The organism is Sphingomonas sp. CL5.1 (assembly GCF_013344685.1).
GTDB lineage: Bacteria > Pseudomonadota > Alphaproteobacteria > Sphingomonadales > Sphingomonadaceae > Sphingomonas.
This window is the reverse complement of record NZ_CP050137.1, coordinates 831,142-848,373: the sequence shown is the minus strand read 5'-3', so window position 1 is coordinate 848,373 and position 17,232 is coordinate 831,142. Positions and strand designations below refer to the sequence as shown.

Annotated in this window: 14 protein-coding genes; 7 read left to right on the top strand and 7 right to left on the bottom strand. The window is 69.6% G+C overall.

Annotation, left to right across the window (positions count from 1 at the left end):
• Positions 1–40: 40 nt before the first annotated feature.
• Both F9288_RS04245 and F9288_RS04240 read right to left on the bottom strand, forming a co-directional pair.
• A complete protein-coding gene (locus F9288_RS04245; RefSeq protein WP_174835478.1) occupies positions 41–1,387 on the bottom strand; it encodes an ATP-binding protein in 1,347 nt (448 codons plus the stop codon).
• A 2-nt stretch (positions 1,388–1,389) separates the two neighbouring features.
• The gene (locus F9288_RS04240; protein WP_174835476.1) at positions 1,390–2,064 is read right to left on the bottom strand and encodes a response regulator transcription factor; all 675 of its coding nucleotides are present in this window, start codon (positions 2,062–2,064) and stop codon (positions 1,390–1,392) included.
• A gap of 115 nt (positions 2,065–2,179) precedes the next feature.
• Here F9288_RS04240 and F9288_RS04235 point away from each other — a divergent pair, with 115 nt between their 5' ends.
• From F9288_RS04235 to fghA, 3 genes are read left to right on the top strand one after another with little or no spacing between them, the layout of a single operon-like run.
• Positions 2,180–3,412, top strand: coding sequence for an NAD(P)/FAD-dependent oxidoreductase (locus F9288_RS04235; RefSeq protein WP_174835475.1), 1,233 nt, complete (start codon positions 2,180–2,182; stop codon positions 3,410–3,412).
• 18 nt (positions 3,413–3,430) lie between these two features.
• Positions 3,431–4,537 (top strand): S-(hydroxymethyl)glutathione dehydrogenase/class III alcohol dehydrogenase, encoded by a 1,107-nt coding sequence (locus tag F9288_RS04230; protein WP_174835473.1) that lies wholly within the window; start codon positions 3,431–3,433, stop codon positions 4,535–4,537.
• A complete protein-coding gene (fghA, locus tag F9288_RS04225) occupies positions 4,537–5,373 on the top strand; it encodes an S-formylglutathione hydrolase (protein ID WP_174835472.1) in 837 nt (278 codons plus the stop codon). Before F9288_RS04230 ends, fghA begins: the two co-directional genes overlap by 1 nt.
• Before the next feature lie 15 nt (positions 5,374–5,388).
• Here the strand turns inward: fghA and F9288_RS04220 are convergent, their stop codons facing one another.
• Positions 5,389–6,354 (bottom strand): cell wall hydrolase, encoded by a 966-nt coding sequence (locus F9288_RS04220; protein WP_174835470.1) that lies wholly within the window; start codon positions 6,352–6,354, stop codon positions 5,389–5,391.
• 133 nt (positions 6,355–6,487) lie between these two features.
• Between F9288_RS04220 and F9288_RS04215 the strand changes: the two genes are divergently transcribed.
• On the top strand, positions 6,488–7,759 hold the full coding sequence (locus F9288_RS04215) for an amino acid permease (protein ID WP_174835468.1): 1,272 nt from the start codon (positions 6,488–6,490) through the stop codon (positions 7,757–7,759).
• On the opposite strand, the gene F9288_RS04210 is transcribed toward F9288_RS04215, so the two are convergent.
• Genes F9288_RS04210 through F9288_RS04200 form a run of 3 tightly spaced genes read right to left on the bottom strand, consistent with a single transcriptional unit; the run spans position 7,735 to position 11,213 of the window.
• Positions 7,735–8,397, bottom strand: a complete 663-nt coding sequence (locus F9288_RS04210; protein WP_174835466.1) for a YoaK family protein — start codon at positions 8,395–8,397, stop codon at positions 7,735–7,737. The genes F9288_RS04215 and F9288_RS04210 overlap by 25 nt on opposite strands.
• Position 8,398: 1 nt before the next feature.
• Positions 8,399–10,009, bottom strand: coding sequence for an NAD(P)/FAD-dependent oxidoreductase (locus F9288_RS04205; protein ID WP_174835465.1), 1,611 nt, complete (start codon positions 10,007–10,009; stop codon positions 8,399–8,401).
• Positions 10,010–10,040: 31 nt separating this feature from the next.
• Positions 10,041–11,213 (bottom strand): aromatic ring-hydroxylating dioxygenase subunit alpha, encoded by a 1,173-nt coding sequence (locus tag F9288_RS04200; protein ID WP_174835463.1) that lies wholly within the window; start codon positions 11,211–11,213, stop codon positions 10,041–10,043.
• Between the two features lie 50 nt (positions 11,214–11,263).
• Here F9288_RS04200 and F9288_RS04195 point away from each other — a divergent pair, with 50 nt between their 5' ends.
• The 3 genes from F9288_RS04195 to F9288_RS04185 are packed head-to-tail and all read left to right on the top strand — an operon-like array spanning position 11,264 to position 14,706.
• Positions 11,264–11,866, top strand: coding sequence for a TetR family transcriptional regulator C-terminal domain-containing protein (locus F9288_RS04195; RefSeq protein WP_174835462.1), 603 nt, complete (start codon positions 11,264–11,266; stop codon positions 11,864–11,866).
• A gap of 51 nt (positions 11,867–11,917) precedes the next feature.
• Complete coding sequence (locus F9288_RS04190) at positions 11,918–13,666, top strand: copper resistance system multicopper oxidase (protein ID WP_174835460.1); 1,749 nt, start codon at positions 11,918–11,920, stop codon at positions 13,664–13,666.
• Positions 13,663–14,706 carry a copper resistance protein B gene (locus F9288_RS04185; RefSeq protein ID WP_254621072.1) on the top strand — a complete coding sequence of 348 codons (1,044 nt, stop codon included), beginning with the start codon at positions 13,663–13,665 and terminating at the stop codon, positions 14,704–14,706. Before F9288_RS04190 ends, F9288_RS04185 begins: the two co-directional genes overlap by 4 nt.
• Positions 14,707–14,751: 45 nt before the next feature.
• Here the strand turns inward: F9288_RS04185 and gyrB are convergent, their stop codons facing one another.
• On the bottom strand, positions 14,752–17,232 hold the full coding sequence (gyrB, locus tag F9288_RS04180; RefSeq protein WP_174835459.1) for a DNA topoisomerase (ATP-hydrolyzing) subunit B: 2,481 nt from the start codon (positions 17,230–17,232) through the stop codon (positions 14,752–14,754).

Genomic DNA, 17,232 nt, shown 5'->3' with positions numbered 1-17,232 from the left:
TAATCGAAAGAGGGGCGGGGCGATGCCTCCCGCCCCTTTTTCATGCCCGGTCGAGCGGCAGGCGGATCGTGACGATCAGGCCCGGCGCGGCGTCGCCGAGCGTGAGCGTGCCGCGATGCAGCCGTGCCACCGCATCGGCGAGCGGCAGGCCCAGCCCATGCCCGGCGCGGTTACGGCTCGGTTCCAGCCGGCCGAAGCGCCGCAGCGCGCGGGCACGTTCCGCCGCCGGGATGCCCGGCCCGTCATCGCGCACCGTCAGCGCGGCCTCGCCTCCGATGTCCGCCACGTCGAGCGTGATCGTCGCGCCGGCCGGCGTGTGGCGCAGCGCATTTTCGACGAGGTTCATCAGTGTCTGACTGAGCAACTGGCGGTCGCCCGACACGCGCGCCGGTTCGCACCGCCCGACGACGAGGCGATGGCCCGTCTCGCCCGCGACCGGCGCCATCATCTCCCCGAATTCCGCGGCCAGTCGCCCAAGGTCGAGCGGGGCGAAACCGGCGCGGCGATCACCCCCCTCAACCTCCGCGATGCGCAAGGTGGCGGCGAACATCGCGAGCAGCGCGTCGCATTGCGCGATCGCCTCCGCGATCTCGTCATGCAACCGCGCCGCCTCGGGCCGCCGCGCGATCAGCGCGAGCCGGCCGCGCAGCCGGGCAAGCGGGGTGCGCATGTCGTGCGCGATATCGTTGCTGACGTTGCTGATCTCCGCCATCAGCCCGGCGATGCGATCGAGCATCCGGTTGAAGGTCGCCGCCTGCTCCGCGAAGGCGCCTCCAGCCGGATCGACCGGCAGGCGGCGCTGCATGTCGCCGTCGATGATCGCGCGCGCCGTCTCGCGCACCTCGCCGATCCGCCGGCTGACCAGCGAGACGAACAGGACCACGCCGATCACGACGATCGCCACGATCGCGCCGAACCCGAACAGATAGGGCAGGCCCCGCGCCCGCCCCTCCTTGTCGATCGGCTCGGTCTCCGCGATCGTGGTCAGCGTGAGGCCGCCGCCCGCGTCGCGCACCAGTGCGCGGCCCGCCGAAAGCCCGGTGATGCGGTCGCTGCGCGCCAGTGTCGCATAGCCGTGCGGCAGCGGCCGGGCGAGCCGCACGTTGCCGGCCAGCCAGCGCCCGCGCGCGTCGCTCAGCATCAGGCCGATGTCGCCCGTGTCGCGCTCGCGCGAGACCGACGCGATATGCGTCGCGATGACGCGCGCGTCGCCCGACGGCGGATCGCCGAGGATATCGTCGCTGATCGCGGCGATGCGCTTGTCGACCAGATCGACGATCGCGCGCTGCATCGCGCGATGCGTGGCGAAGCCGGTCAGCGCCACCGCGATCAGGAAGGCGGCGAGGAAGGCGAGCGTCAGCGATCGCAGCGATCGCAACGCCGGCATGGTCAGTCGCGCAGCATGTAGCCGACGCCGCGCACGGTGACGATCGGATCGTCCTCCCCGTCCGCCATCAGCTTGCGGCGCAGCGCGCGGATCTGCACGTCGACGATGTTGGTGGTCGGTTCGAAATCATAGCCCCAGACGCGCTCGATCAGCATCGCGCGGGTCAGCACCGTGCCGGCGTTGCGCGCCAGTTCGGCAAGCAGGTTCAGCTCCAGCCGCACGAGATCGAGCGGGCGCTCGCCCCGCCAGGCGCGGAACCGCGCCGGGCTTACCGTGATATCGCGGACGCGGATCGTGTCGCCCCCGCCGGCGGTCCATTGCCGGCCGCGCAGCAGCGCCTTGAGCCGCGCGTCCAGCTCCGCCGCCGGGGTGGGCTTCACGACATAATCGTCGGCGCCCGCCTCCAGCCCCTCGACCTTCTCGGCGGAGCGGCCGAGCGCGCTCAGCATCACCACGGGCAGCATCTTGCCGCTTTCGCGCAGGCGGCGGAGCACGGCGGTGCCGTCCATCTGCGGCAGCAGCCGGTCGATGATCGCGGCGTCGAACGGCTCGCGATCCGCGATCTGGAGCGCCGCGCCCCCGGTCGGCGCGATCGTCACCTGATGATCGAGCGCGCGCAGCTCCTCGGCCAGCGTGGCGGCATAGCCTTCGTCGTCTTCCACCAGCAGCAGGTTCATCGCCATTCTCCAGTCGCCGACATATGGCCGATGCGGAGCAAGGCAAGTGACAGTTCTGTCATTGACTCGCGCGGCGCTTTCGCGTGGTGGGGCGGGGAAAGCGGAGAGCGGGCGGATGGGCGAGCATTTCGACATATTGATCGTGGGCGGCGGGCATGGCGGCGCGCAGGCGGCGGTGGCGCTCAGGCAGCGCAAGTTCGCCGGGACGATCGCGATCGTCGGCGACGAGCCGGAACTGCCCTATGAACGCCCGCCGCTCTCCAAGGACTATCTTTCGCGCGAGAAGGAGTTCGAACGCATCCTGATCCGCCCGGCGGTGTTCTGGGCGGACAAGCAGGTGACGATGCTGCTCGGCCGACGCGTCACGGCGGTCGATCCGGCCGCGCATCGGGTGACGACGGCGGACGGCGCGACGATCGGCTACGGTACCCTGATCTGGGCCACCGGCGGCAGCCCGCGCCGGCTGACCTGCGACGGGCACGACCTTGCCGGTGTCCATGCCGTGCGCACCCGCGCCGATGTCGACCGGCTGATGGGCGAGCTTGAGACGACCGATCGCGTGGTCGTGATCGGCGGCGGCTATATCGGGCTGGAGGCGGCGGCGGTGCTGTCCAAGCTCGGCAAGCGGGTGACGGTGCTGGAGGCGCTGCCCCGCGTCCTCGCGCGTGTCGCCGGCGAGCCGTTGTCGCGCTTCTACGAGGCGGAGCATCGCGCGCATGGCGTGGAGGTGCGGCTCGGCGCGATGGTCGCCGGGCTGGAGGAGCGCGACGGCGCCGTCTCCGGCGTGAGGCTGGCGGACGGCGAGCTGCTGCCGTGCGAGATGGTGATCGTCGGCATCGGCATCGTTCCCTCCGTCGAGCCGCTGCTCGCGGCCGGCGCGGCGGGCGGCAACGGCGTGGATGTTGACGCGCATTGCCGCACCAGCCTGCCCGACATCTACGCGATCGGCGATTGCGCCGCGCATGAGAGCGGCTTTGCCGGCGGCGCGCGCATCCGGCTCGAATCGGTGCAGAACGCCAACGATCAGGCGACGACGGTGGCGAAGTCGGTCACCGGCGAACCCGCGCCCTATGAGGCGGTGCCGTGGTTCTGGTCCAATCAATACGACCTGAAGCTCCAGACCGTCGGCCTGTCCACCGGGCACGATCAGGTGGTGGTGCGCGGCGACACGGCGGCGCGCTCGTTCAGCATCGTCTATCTGAAGCAGGGCCGGGTGATCGCGCTCGACTGCGTCAACGCGACGAAGGATTACGTGCAGGGCCGCGCGCTGGTGCTGGCGGGCGCGGCGATCGCGCCGGAGCGGCTTGCCGACGCCGCCGTTCCGCTTAAGGAGATGATCGCCGCTTAAGACAGGAGCCTGCCCGAGATGAAGACCCGCGCCGCCGTCGCATTCGAGGCGAAGAAGCCGCTGGAGATCGTGGAACTGGACCTTGAGGGGCCGAAGGCCGGCGAGGTGCTGGTCGAGATCATGGCCACCGGCATCTGCCACACCGACGCCTATACGCTCGACGGGCTGGACAGCGAGGGGCTGTTCCCCTCGATCCTCGGTCATGAGGGCTGCGGTGTCGTGCGCGAGGTGGGGCCGGGCGTGACGAGCGTCGCGCCGGACGATCACGTCATCCCGCTCTACACGCCGGAATGCCGCCAGTGTAAGTCGTGCCTCAGCCAGAAGACCAACCTGTGCACCGCGATCCGCGCGACGCAGGGCAAGGGGCTGATGCCGGACGGGACGAGCCGGTTCAGCTACAAGGGTCAGACCATCTATCATTACATGGGCTGCTCGACCTTCTCGAACTTCACCGTGCTGCCGGAGATCGCGGTGGCGAAGATCCGCCCCGACGCGCCGTTCGACACGAGCTGCTACATCGGCTGCGGCGTCACGACCGGCGTCGGCGCGGTGGTCAACACGGCGAAGGTGGAGCCGGGCGCGACGGTGATCGTGTTCGGGCTGGGCGGCATCGGCCTCAACGTGATCCAGGGCGCGAAATTCGCCGGCGCGGCGCAGATCATCGGCGTCGACATCAACCCGGACCGCGAGGGCTGGGGCCGCCAGTTCGGCATGACCGATTTCGTGAACCCCAAGGACGTGGGCGACGTGGTGCAGCACCTGATCGCGATCACCGACGGCGGCGGCGACTATACGTTCGACTGCACCGGCAATACGGTCGTCATGCGGCAGGCGCTGGAATCGGCGCACCGCGGCTGGGGCGAATCGATCGTGATCGGGGTCGCCGAATCGGGCAAGGAAATCTCCACCCGCCCGTTCCAGCTCGTCACCGGGCGCGTGTGGAAGGGCACCGCGTTCGGCGGTGCGCGCGGACGCACCGACGTGCCCAAGATCGTCGACTGGTATATGAACGGCCTGATCCAGATCGATCCGATGATTACGCATCGCCTCTCGCTGGAGGAGATCAACAAGGGCTTCGACCTGATGCACGCGGGCGAGAGCATCCGCTCGGTCGTGGTCTATTGATGGAGACCGTCTCCACCAACGCGGCATTCGGCGGCACGCAGGGCGTCTATCGCCACGTCTCCGCCGCGACCGGGACGGAGATGACCTTCTCCGTCTATGTCCCGCCGCATGAGGCCGGCGCGAGGTTGCCGGTGGTGTGGTATCTTTCCGGCCTCACCTGCACCCACGCCAATGTGACCGAGAAGGGCGAGTTCCGCCGCGCCTGCGCCGAGCTTGGCCTGATCCTCGTCGCGCCCGATACCTCGCCGCGCGGCGAGGGCGTGCCGGACGATCCCGACGGCGCCTATGATTTCGGGCTGGGCGCGGGCTTCTACGTCGATGCGACGCAGGCGCCGTGGGCGGCCAATTACCGGATGTGGTCCTATGTTACGCGCGAGCTGCCAGCCTTGGTCGGGGAGCATTTCCCGGCGGACATGGCGCGACAGTCGATCATGGGCCATTCGATGGGCGGCCACGGCGCGCTGACCATCGGGCTTACCTTCCCCGAGCGCTATCGCGCCGTCTCCGCCTTTGCGCCGATCGTCGCGCCGGGGCAGGTGCCGTGGGGCGAGAAGGCGCTCGGAGGTTATCTCGGGCCGGACCGCGCGGCGTGGCGCAAGCACGACGCCGTGGCGCTGATCGAGGACGGCGCGCGGGTGCCGGGCCTGCTGGTCGATCAGGGCGCGGCGGACCAGTTCCTCGAGGGGCAGTTGAAGCCCGATCTGCTCGCGGCGGCATGCGAAAGGGCGGGTATCCCGCTGATGCTCAGGATGCAGCCGGGTTACGACCACAGCTATTATTTCATTTCGACCTTCATGGAGGACCACCTCCGCTGGCACGCGGCGCGTCTCGGCTGATCGTCGGACGGCCGGTCAGCCCGCGCTTTGGTCGTCGCCGTCGATTTCCTCCGGCGGCGCGACGTCGCGGTGGACGCGCACCCCGGCGCTGATCGTCGAGCGCGCGGCGGGCGGGACGAGCTTCGCCGCGCCGGCATCCGCCACCGCCGTCTTCGCGCCGCTGCGGTGGATCGTCACGGACCCGACCGTCTCGTTGCCGCCGCTTTCCGCCGCGTCGCCGTCGCGGTGCACCGTCACCCCCAGCGCATCCGCCACGGCGAGGCTCGATCCGACCTCCGGCTCCACGCCGTCATAGCGCTGGCGGAAGGCGAGGGCGTTCTCCATCGCGTCGCGCCAGCGGTAGAAGATGTGGTTGCCGATCGCGCCGATCCGCGTGAGGCTCGCCGCCCACCACGGCTGCACATAATTGGCATGGTAATGCGTCGCCGAGCCGACCGGGGCATAGACCTCGCCCGACAGCGCCGCCGCCGCCACCGCGCGGGCGCGCTCCCACGCCCCCGGCTCGCGCGGGCGCAGCAGCGATCCGTCGCAGGTGAAGGTGAACTGGCAGCCGGTGTTGCGGTTCGATCCCTGATAAACGACGCCGCACACGCTCTTGGGGAAGGCGCGGTCGCGCACGCGGTTGAGCACCACCTGTGCCACCGCGCGCTCGCCGTCGAGCGGCTCGGAGCGCGCCTCGTAATAGACCGCCTGCGTCAGGCAATCGAGCGCGCGCGCCGCGTCGTCGGTGGATTGGTCGCCCGGGTTGAAGGCGGGCGCGGCGTTGAGCACCGCCGGCCGCGCGAATCGCGCCAGCGCGGTTTCCTCGACGAGATCGGCCGGCACGTCGAGATCGAGCCGCTGGAGCAATTCGCGTGGGTTCTTCACCGGACGCGCCGCCGCCGTCCCCGGCGCGGGCGTATAGCTCGGCGCTTCCGCCTGCGGCACGCAGGAGGTCGCCAGCACGAGCGTTGGCACGGCAAGGAGAATGGGCCTCAGCATCGGCTCCGGCACGGTTGCGATCGGGAGCGGGGTAAAGCAGCGCGGCTAAGACGCGGTTAACGTCGCCGGCCGGGCTTGCCGCCCGCGCGCGCTTGCCGCACACCTTGCGACGACGAGCGAAGAAGGGGCGGGGATGCGGGACAAGCGCGCGCTGGGGCTGTGGGCGGCGCTGGCGCTGGTCGTCGGCAACATGATCGGCTCGGGCATCTATCTCCTGCCCGCGACGCTCGCCCCGCTCGGCGCGAACGCGATGATCGGCTGGGGGGTGACGATCGGCGGCGCGATGTGCCTCGCCTTCGTCTTCGCGCGGCTGGCGGCGGCGATCCCGGCGGCGGGCGGTCCTTACGCCTTTGCCAATGCGGCATTCGGCCCGGCGGTCGGTTTCGCGGTGGCGTGGAGCTATTGGGTGCTGGTCTGGGCCGGCAACGGCGCGGTCGCCGTGGCGGTGGTGAGCGCGCTCAGCGTGCCCTTCCCCGCGATCGGCGGCGGCCTCCCCGCGATCCTCGTCGCGCTGGCGCTGATCTGGGGACTGGTCGCGGTCAACATCCACGGCGTCGGGCTGGCGGGCCGGGTGCAGATGGTGACGGCGGGCGTGAAGCTGGTGCCGCTTGCCGGCGTGGTGCTGCTCGCCGCGTGGCTGCTGCTGCGCGACGGCTCGGGCGCGCTCGCCGCCAATCCGCCGGTGCCGGTCGGCGCGGGAGCGGTGGCGGGCGCTGCGGCGCTGACATTCTGGGGCTTCCTCGGCGTCGAGTCGGCGACCGTTCCGGCCGACAAGGTGGAGAACGCCGAACGCGTCGTGCCGCTGGTGACGCTGGCCGGCACCGCGCTGACCGGCGTGGTCTATTTCGCCGTCGCGGCCGCGATCGCGCTGATGATGCCGCGTGGAGAGATCGCCGCATCGCCCGCGCCGGTCGCCGCCTTCCTCGCCCGCACTCTCGGCGGCGGGACGGGCGATCTGGTGGCGCTGTTCGCGGCGGTCAGCGCGTTCGGCGCGCTCAACGGCTTCATCCTGCTGCAAGGCGAGATGCCGTGGGCGATGGCGCGCGGCGGCGTGTTCCCGGCGTGGTTCGGCAAGGAGAGCGCGCACGGCACGCCGGCGCGCGCGCATCTCGTCTCCGGCGTGCTGGTGACGCTGGTGATGGCGCTGAACTATACCGGCAAGACCGGCGATCTGTTCTCCGACATCGCCTCGATCAGCCTCGCGGCGGGGATGCTCGCCTATCTCGCCAGCGCGCTCGCGGCGCTGAAGCTGCTGCGCGGCGACGTGGCGGTGACGCTCGCGGCGGCGGTCGCGGCCGGCTTCGTCGCGTGGATGACCTGGGGGCTGGGGCTGAAGGCAGACCTGTGGGGGCTGGCGCTGCTTGCGCTTGGCCTGCCGGTCTATTGGTGGGTGCGGCGCGGATAGGGGTCGGATGGGCCGAGCCGTCGCGCCGCCAGCGCCAGCACCGCCGCGACCGCCGCCGCCAGCGCGACGCTGAGCGAGCCGATGCGCGGATAGAGCAAGGCGCCGCTCACCGCCCCCGCCAGCAGCCCGAGCCACAGCCGCAGATAGGCGATCCAGCCGCCCGCATCGTCGCCCAGCAAGGCGGCGGCGACGCGCTGGCCGAGCTTGACGAGCGTGCCGGTCATATAGGTGACGCCCACCGAAACCTCGCCGTTGCGCAGGAAGACGTTGTTGATCGTGCCCATCGCCGCCGCCATCGCCAGAGCGGTCCAGCCGCCGGCGATGAACCGGTCCATCGCCGCCGCCAGCGCGAGCAGCGCCGCCGTCAGCGAGAGCACCGCCGCCTTGCGCGCGGTGCCGGTGGTGGCGGCGACCAGCGCTCCCGCCACCACCCCGGCGAGGAACGCCACGATCAGCCCGGCCGCCACCCCGGCCACCGCCGAGCCGCCGGCCAGCCCCACCGCCATGCGCGTCGTGTTGCCGCTCATGAAGGAGACGAACAGGCCGCCGAGCTTCACGAAGCCGATCGCGTCGACATAGCCGGCCAGCGCCGCGAGCGCGGCGGCGAGCGACTGGCGGCGGCGGTCGTAGTGGATCATGTCAGAGCGGCAGGAAGCGCCCGACCAGCGAGCGGTCGCGCAATATCTCGTGCGCGGCATTGTGCCCCGGCGCGCCGGTGACGCCGCCGCCGGGATGCGTGCCCGATCCGCACATGTAGAGGCCCTTCACCGGCGAGCGGTAATCGCCGTGCCCGAGCACCGGGCGCGCCGCCCAGAGCTGGTCGAGGCTCATGTGCCCGTGGAAGATATCGCCGCCGATCAGCCCGAACTTGCGCTCCAGATCGAGCGGCGAATGGATCTGCCGCGCGATCACGCTCGCCTTGAAATTGGGGGCATGGTCGTTGACCGTGTCGATGATGAGGTCCGCCACCTCCTCGCGCACGTCGTCCCACGAGCGCCCTTCGGACAGCACCGGCGAGAATTGCTGGCAGAACAGGCTGGCGACGTGCTGACCCGGCGGCGCGAGGCTGTCGTCCACCGTGGTCGGTATCTTCATCTCGACGATCGGCTTCTTCGACCAGCCGAACTTCCGCGCGTCGTCATACGCCTCGTCCATGTAATCCATGCCCGGCGCGATGATGATGCCGGCGGTGTGATGCTCCGCCTTGTCCCTGCCCGGCAGCACGGTAAAGTCGGGCAGCTCGGACAATGCGACGTTCATGCGGAACGTGCCGGAGCCGACCTTGTAATTGTCCATTCGCCAGTTGAAATCGCCCGGCAGGTCGGACGGATCGACCATCCGGCGATAGAGCAGGGCCGGGCCGACATTGGCCGCGACGATCTTCGCCGCGATCTCCTCGCCGCTCTCCAGCCGCACGCCCACCGCCTTGCCGCCGTCGACCAGCACGCGATCGACCGGCGCCTCGAGGCTGATCTCGACCCCGGCATCCTCGCACGCGCGCGCCATCGCCTGCGTGATCGCGCCCATCCCGCCGACGGAATGTCCCCATGCGCCGAACTTGCCGTTCACCTCGCCGAAGACGTGGTGGAGCAGGACATAGGCCGATCCGGGCGTGGAGACGCCGGCGAAATTGCCCACCACCGCATCGAAGGCGAAGGCGGTCTTGACGTGATCGTCTTCATACCAGCCGTCGAGGAAATCGCGCGCCGATTTGGTGAACACGTCGAGCAGGTCGCGCTGCGCCTCGATCCCCATCCTGGCGAGCGGCCAGCCCTGCGACGCGCCGGACATCAGCGCGCGCAGGCCCCCGCCGACGTTGGGCGGCACTTTCAGCGCAAGGTCGCGCAACACCTGCGCCACCTTCTCCAGCGCGGCGTCGTAATGCGGGTAGGTCTCGGCGTCCTTCTTGTTGAAGCGCGCGAATTCCGCCTGCGTCCGCGCGGTGCCGCCGCCGAGCTTGAGATAGGTGTCCGCGAACGGGAAGAAGTTCGAGATGGTGCGCTCGATGATGCGGAAGCCGCGATCGTGCAGCTTCATGTCCGCGATCACCCTGGGGCGGAGCAGGCTGACGGTGTAGCTGGCGGTGGAATTGCGGAAACCGGGGTGGAACTCCTCCGTCACCGCCGCCCCGCCGACGACATGCCGCCGCTCCAGCACGCGCACCTTCATGCCTGCGCGGGCGAGATAGAAGGCGCAGACGAGGCCGTTGTGCCCGCCGCCGATGATGATCGCGTCGTATTTCTTTGTCATTGCCTTCCCCGAACCCCAATTCTTCCTTGTCTCAAACCCCGCGCGGCCGCCGCGACCAGCCGGGCGGCGGCGCGCGATGCAGCCGCGCCTCCGGTATCCGGTCCCTGATCTTCGCCGCGAAGCTGCGCAGGCACACCTCGCTCGCGCCGATCGGGCCGACCGTATAGCTTTGCGAGGCCATGCCCTGCTGGACGCGCTCGATCAGCCAGGTGTCCTCGGCGTTGACGACGCGGTTGATCCGCCAGTTGGCATAGCGCGCCAGCTTCATCTCGCGCCGCTCATCGGGAAGCGCGAAGCACATCTCGCGCAGCACGCAGGTCGTCGGCGACAGCGGCAGCCACTGCATGAAATCGATCTGGTCGGCGTAGATGTCGAACGCCATGTTCGGCCACAGCTTGTAATAGAGCCACAGCCGCTGGTTCTCCTCCGGCAGATGATCCACGCGCGGCAGATGCTTCTGGTAGAAGCGCTCCCACATATTGTCAGACGGGCGATCGACCAGCCCGCCGCTCATCTTGTCCACCCAGCCGGCGGCTTCGATCGCATAGCTCTTGCCGAACAGCCGCGTCAGACCGTCATGCGCGACGGGGATGTGGAGGTTGTCGGAATAATTGTCGCCGACGTTCTTCCAGTTCACCGCCCGGTCGCGCAGGCGCACGTCGCCGATGCGGCGCATCTCCTCGAAGCGATAGGGCGCGATCTCGTGGTCGTAGGGCGCCATCATCTCCGCGACCGAGGGGCCGCCGTCATCCTCCAGCCGGACGAAGACGAAGCCGCGCCACGTCGAGACCTCGACCGGCACCAGCCCATTGTCCTCCAGCCGGAGCGCCGGATAGTCGCGCTTCATCGGCACGCCGGAAAGCCGCCCGTCCAGCTCATAGGTCCAGGCGTGATAGGGGCAGACCAGCTTCCTGGCGCAGCCGGCATCGCCCTCCATGATGCGCATCGCGCGGTGGCGGCAGACGTTGTGGAAGGCGCGGATCGCCCCGTCCTCGCCGCGCACCGCCATCATCTGCTCGCCGAGATAGGCGATCGTGCGCCATTCGCCCGGCGTGGCGAGATCGCTCTCGTGGCAGACGATCTGCCACGACGGGCGGATCACCCGCGCCATCTCAACCTCGAAGAACTCCGCGTCGGTGTAGATCCAGCCCGGCAGCGAATAATTTGCATCGGGGTCGGCGAACGGCTGGGCGAGGGTGGCCATGAAGCGCGACTCCGGTTGCTTGCTATACAAACGTATAATAAGCTCCGCCCATGCGCAATATCCCCGCTTTCACCCGCACCGACGCGGACGAGCGCCGCAAGTCGCTGATCGCGGCGGCGACGCGCGTGCTGGCGCGCGACGGGGCGGCGGGCGCATCGGTGCGCGCGATCGCGCAGGAGGCGGGGGTGTCGCCCGGCCTCGTCACGCATCATTTCGGCGGCATGGATGCGCTGATCGCGGCGACCTACGCCTATGTCGGCGCGGCGGTGACGGCGGCGCTCGACGCGGCGGTGGCGGGGGCGGGCGACGATCCGCGCGCGCGCCTTTCCGCTTATGTCGCGGCGAGCTTCGCCCCGCCGATCGCCGACCGTGCCCTGCTCGCGACCTGGGTGGCGTTCTGGAGCCTCGTCATCGCGCGAGACGACGTGGCGCGGCTGCACGACGAGCAATATGGCCATTTCCGCGCCGGGCTGGAGCGGCTGCTCGGCGATTGCGGGATCGCCCCCGCCGCGCGCCGCCGCGCCGCGATCGCGATCACCGCGCTGGTCGACGGATTGTGGCTGGAATTGTGCCTCTCGCCCGACGTGCTCGACGCGGCGGAGGCGCGGGCGATCGCCGAGGCGCAGATCGCGGCGATGCTCGGCGCGGGGTGACAGCGGGCGTCCGCCGCCCTACCTCCCGCCGTGACCTGTCCGGGAGCAACGATGACCATCGCCCTCGATCGCCGTGGCCTGCTGCGCGGCAGCGCCCTGCTTGGCGCCGCGGCCGCCTTCCCCGCGTGGGCGCGGCCGGTGTCGCCCGGCATCGTCGGGCCGCTGCCGTCGCTTTCGGGGGAGGACATCCACCTGCGCATCGCGCGCCGGATGCTGATGGTCGATGGCCGGGAAAGCCATGCGATCGGCATCAACGGCACCGTCCCCGCGCCGCTGATCCGCTTGCGCGAGGGGCAGCAGGTGCGGCTGCATGTCGAGAATGCGCTGGACGAGGACAGCTCGATCCACTGGCACGGCCTGCTCCTGCCGGCGGAGATGGATGGCGTGCCGGGTATCAGCTTTCCGGGGATCAGGCCGGGCGAGACCTTCACCTATCGCTTCCCGATCGTCCAGTCGGGCACCTATTGGTATCACAGCCATTCGGGGCTTCAGGAGCAGATGGGCCATTACGGCCCGATCGTGATCGACCCGGCGGGCGCGGACCCGATCGTCTCGGACCGCGAGCATGTGATCGTGCTGTCGGATCACAGCCCGCTCCATCCCCATGCGATCTTCCGCAAGCTCAAGCTGCAGGGCGGTTATTTCAACAGAAGGCGGCAGACGCTCGCCGGGTTGCTCGCGGGGCGGGACCAGCGCGAAGGCGAGCGGCTGAAATGGGCGGCGATGCGGATGGACCCGACCGATATCTCGGACGTCACCGCCAGCACCTACACCTATCTCGTCAACGGCCACGGGCCGGAGGATAACTGGACCGCGCTGTTCGCGCCCGGCGAGCGGGTGCGGCTGCGCGTCGTCAACGCCTCGGCGATGACCACCTTCAACCTGCGCATCCCCGGCCTGCCGCTGACGGTGGTTCAGGCCGACGGGCAGGACGTGCGGCCGGTGACGGTCGACGAATTGCAGGTGGCGGTCGCCGAGACCTACGACCTGATCGTCGAGCCTCGCGAGGATCGCGCCTGGACGATCGTCGGCGAAAGCATCGACCGCTCCGGCATGGCGCGCGCCACGCTCGCCCCGCGCGCGGGGATGGCGGGCGAGGTGCCCCCGCTCCGCCCGCGCCCGCTCGCGACGATGCGCGACATGGGCATGGACATGGGGGGCATGGACATGGGGAGCATGGACATGCGGGGAATGGATATGGCCGGCATGGACATGCCCGGCATGGATCACGGCGCGATGAAGCATTCGATGCGCGATTTCGCCAACGCGCCGGAGGTGAGGAAGACCCCCGCCGTCCAGACCATCTCCCCCATGCCCGTCGATCGCACCGGGGAGCCGGGGCAGGGGCTGGCCGATGCCGGGCATCGCGTGCTCACCTATCGCGATCTCGTCGCGAAGGCGCGCAACCCGGACGTGCGCGCGCCCGATCGGCAGATGCGCATCCACCTCACCGGCAACATGGAACGCTATATGTGGGCGTTCGACGGCGAGAAGCTGAGCGCGGTGACCGCGCCGATCCCCTTCGCCAAGGACGAGCGCGTCCGCGTGACGCTGGTCAACGACACGATGATGGGCCACCCGATCCACCTGCACGGGCATTTCTTCGAGCTTGTCACCGGCCATGGCGATCATGCGCCGCGCAAGCATACGGTGCAGGTCCAGCCCGGCGGCACGGTGACGTTCGACGTGACGACCGATGCGGTGGGCGACTGGGCGTTCCACTGCCACCTGCTCTATCACATGCACGCCGGGATGATGCAGATCGTCTCGGTCCGCCCGCGTGAGGGAGAGGCGGCGTGAGGCGGGCACTGCTTCCGCTGGGGGTGGCCGCGTTGCTCGCGAGTGGTGTGGCACAGGCGCAGGAGATGGACCACGCCGGGCACGACGGCATGACGATGTCCGCCGCCCCGGCTCCTCCCTTATGCCCTCCGGAACACGCGGCGATGGGCCATTGCAAGCCGGCCGCGCCGCCCGCGCCGATGCCCGCCACGGGCGATCCGCAATGTCCGCCCGAACACGCCGCGATGGGGCATTGCAAACCCGATCCCCATGCCGGGCACGCCATGCCGCAAGCGATGGGCGGCGGGACGGCACTCCCCGCCGGAAACGCGCCACCGCCGCCCGCGACCGCTGCGGACTATGCCGACCGTTTCTGGGGCGCTGACGCCATGGCCGCATCGCGCGCCGCGCTGCGGCGCGAGCATGGCGGCATGGCCTTCTCGCAAGTGATGATCGACCTCGCCGAAGCGCGCATCGGCGCGGGGCCGGACGGCTATCGCTGGAGCGGCGAGGGCTGGTTCGGTGGGGACGTCAACCGCCTCGTCGTCAAGAGCGAAGGAGCGGGCGCGTTCGGCGGGCGGCTCGACGAGGGCGAGGCGCAGGCGCTCTACAGCCGCGCGGTGGGGCCGTATTTCAACCTTCAGGCCGGTGTGCGGCAGGATTTCCGCGCCGCCGCCCCGCGCACTTATGCGACGATCGGGGTGGAGGGCCTCGCGCCTTACTGGTTCGAACTGGACGCCGCCGCTTTCCTGTCGACCAGGGGCGAACTGACCGCGCGCCTCGGCGCCTATTACGACCAGCGCGTGACAGATCGGCTAATCCTCCAGCCACGCATCGACCTGAACCTCGCCGCGCAGGACGTGGCCGCCGCCGGCATCGGCGCGGGGTTGAGCGAGGCGGAACTAGGCCTGCGGCTGCGCTACGAGATCGCGCGCGAGTTCGCGCCCTATGTCGGCGTGTTGTGGCGGCGCAAGGCCGGGCGCACCGCCGATTTCGCCCGCGCGAGCGGGGAGGATGCCGGCGGCGCGGCGCTGGTGCTCGGCGTGCGGGCGTGGTTCTGATCGCGAAGCTGACCCCGCTCGCGAAAGAGCGGGGCCTGACGAAACTCACACGTCGAGATTGGCGACCGACAACGCGTTTTCCTGGATGAACTCGCGGCGCGGCTCGACCACGTCGCCCATCAGGCGGGTGAAGATCTCGTCGGCCACGTCGGCCTGATCGATCGCCACACGCAGCATCGAGCGGTTGGTCGGGTCGAGCGTGGTTTCCCAGAGCTGCTCCGGGTTCATCTCGCCCAGCCCCTTGTAGCGCTGGATCGACAGCCCCTTGCGTCCCGCCGCGAAGATCGCCTCCAGCAATTGCGACGGCCGGGCGACGAGCGATTCGCCCTTGCCGATCGTCGCGGCCTGCTCGCCTTCCTCGTCCGCATCGGCGACATCCTCGGCCGACGCCGCGCCCTTCAGCGGCGCCAGCTTGCCCGCCATGGCGAAAGCTTCGGCCTGCTCGCTCGCCAACGCGTGCAACTTGCGCGCCTCGGTAGAGCCGAGGAACGCCGCCTCGACGATGTGATGATCGGTCACGCCGCGCCACAGCCGCTCGAAGTGGATGCCGCCCTCGTCGGTGATCCGCGCCGACCAGCGCGCCTCGCGGTCGCCCGCGTCGAGCCGGCGCGTCACCTCCGCCACCGTCGCCGCGCGCGCCGCCCGATCCAGCTCGGGGTCGAGCGCGCCCGCCAGCGCCAGCGCCTCGATGATGACCGGATCGTAGCGGCGCGGGACGTATCGCATCAGCGTGCGCATCCGCCGCGCATGCTCGACGAGCACGGTCAGGTCCTGCCCGGACCGTGCGCCGCCCGCCGTTTCCAGCACCGTCGCGGCGACGCCTGCCTCGACCAGATAATCGTCCAGCGCCTTCTCGTCCTTGAGGTAAACCTCGGACCGCCCCCGTGTCGCCTTGTAGAGCGGCGGCTGCGCGATGTAGAGGTGCCCGCGCTCGATCAGCTCCGGCATCTGGCGGTAGAAGAAGGTGAGCAGCAGCGTGCGGATATGCGCGCCGTCCACGTCCGCGTCGGTCATGATGACGATCTTGTGGTAGCGCAGCTTATCGGCATTGAACTCGTCGCGGCCGATGCCGGTGCCCATCGCCTGGATGAGCGTGCCGATCTCGCGGCTGCCGAGCATCCGGTCGAAACGCGCGCGCTCGACGTTGAGAATCTTGCCGCGCAAGGGCAGGATCGCCTGGAAATGCCGGTCGCGGCCCTGCTTGGCCGAGCCGCCGGCCGAATCGCCCTCGACGAGGAACAGCTCGGACTTGGCCGGGTCCTTCTCCTGACAATCGGCGAGCTTGCCGGGCAGGCTGGCGATGCCCATCACCGACTTGCGGCTCGCCTCGCGCGCCTTGCGCGCCGCCTCGCGCGCGGCGGCGGCGTCGATGATCTTCTGGATGATCGTGCGGGCGTGGGCGGGATTTTCCTCCAGCCATTCCGCCATCTTGTCCGCCATCAGGCTTTCGAGCGGCTGGCGCACCTCGGAGCTGACCAGCTTGTCCTTGGTCTGCGAGGAGAATTTCGGATCGGGCAGCTTGACCGAGACGATCGCGGTCAACCCCTCGCGCATGTCGTCGCCCTGGAGGGTGACCTTCTCCTTCTTCAGGATGCCGGACTTGTCGGCATAGCCGTTGAGCGTGCGCGTCAGCGCCGAGCGGAACGCGGCGAGGTGGGTGCCGCCGTCACGCTGCGGGATGTTGTTGGTGAAGCACAGGACATTCTCGTAATAGCTGTCGTTCCACTCCAGCGCGACGTCGATGCCGATGTCGTCGCGGTCGCCGGTGATGGCGATCGGCTCGGGAATCAGCGGAGTCTTGGCGCGATCGAGCCACTTCACGAAGGCGGCGATCCCGCCCTCGTAATAAAGCTCGATCGTCTTCGGTTCCTCGTGCCGCGCGTCGGTGAGGAACAGCCGCACGCCGGAATTGAGGAACGCCAGCTCACGATAGCGGTGCTCCAGCTTCTCGAAATCGAACTCGGTGATCTTGAATGTCGAGGGGCTGGGCAGGAAGGTGACGCGCGTACCCTTCTTGCCCTCCACCTTGCCGACCACCTTGAGCGGGGCAACAGCGTCGCCATGGGCGAAGCGCATGTAATGCTCCTCCCCGTCGCGCCAGATTGTGAGGTCCAGCCATTCGCTGAGCGCGTTGACGACCGAGACGCCCACGCCGTGCAGTCCGCCCGACACCTTATAGGCATTGTCGTCGGACGTGTTCTCGAACTTCCCGCCGGCGTGGAGCTGGGTCATGATGACCTCGGCCGCCGAGACGCCTTCCTCCGGATGGATGCCGGTGGGGATGCCGCGCCCGTTGTCGGTCACGGAGACGGAGCCGTCCGCGTTGAGCGTGATGTCGATCCGGTCGCAATGGCCGGCGAGCGCCTCGTCGATCGCATTGTCGGACACCTCGAACACCATATGATGCAGGCCCGAGCCGTCATCGGTGTCGCCGATATACATGCCCGGACGCTTGCGCACCGCGTCGAGGCCCTTCAGCACCTTGATCGAGGAGGCGCCGTATTCCGCATTCTGGGGTTCTGCCAT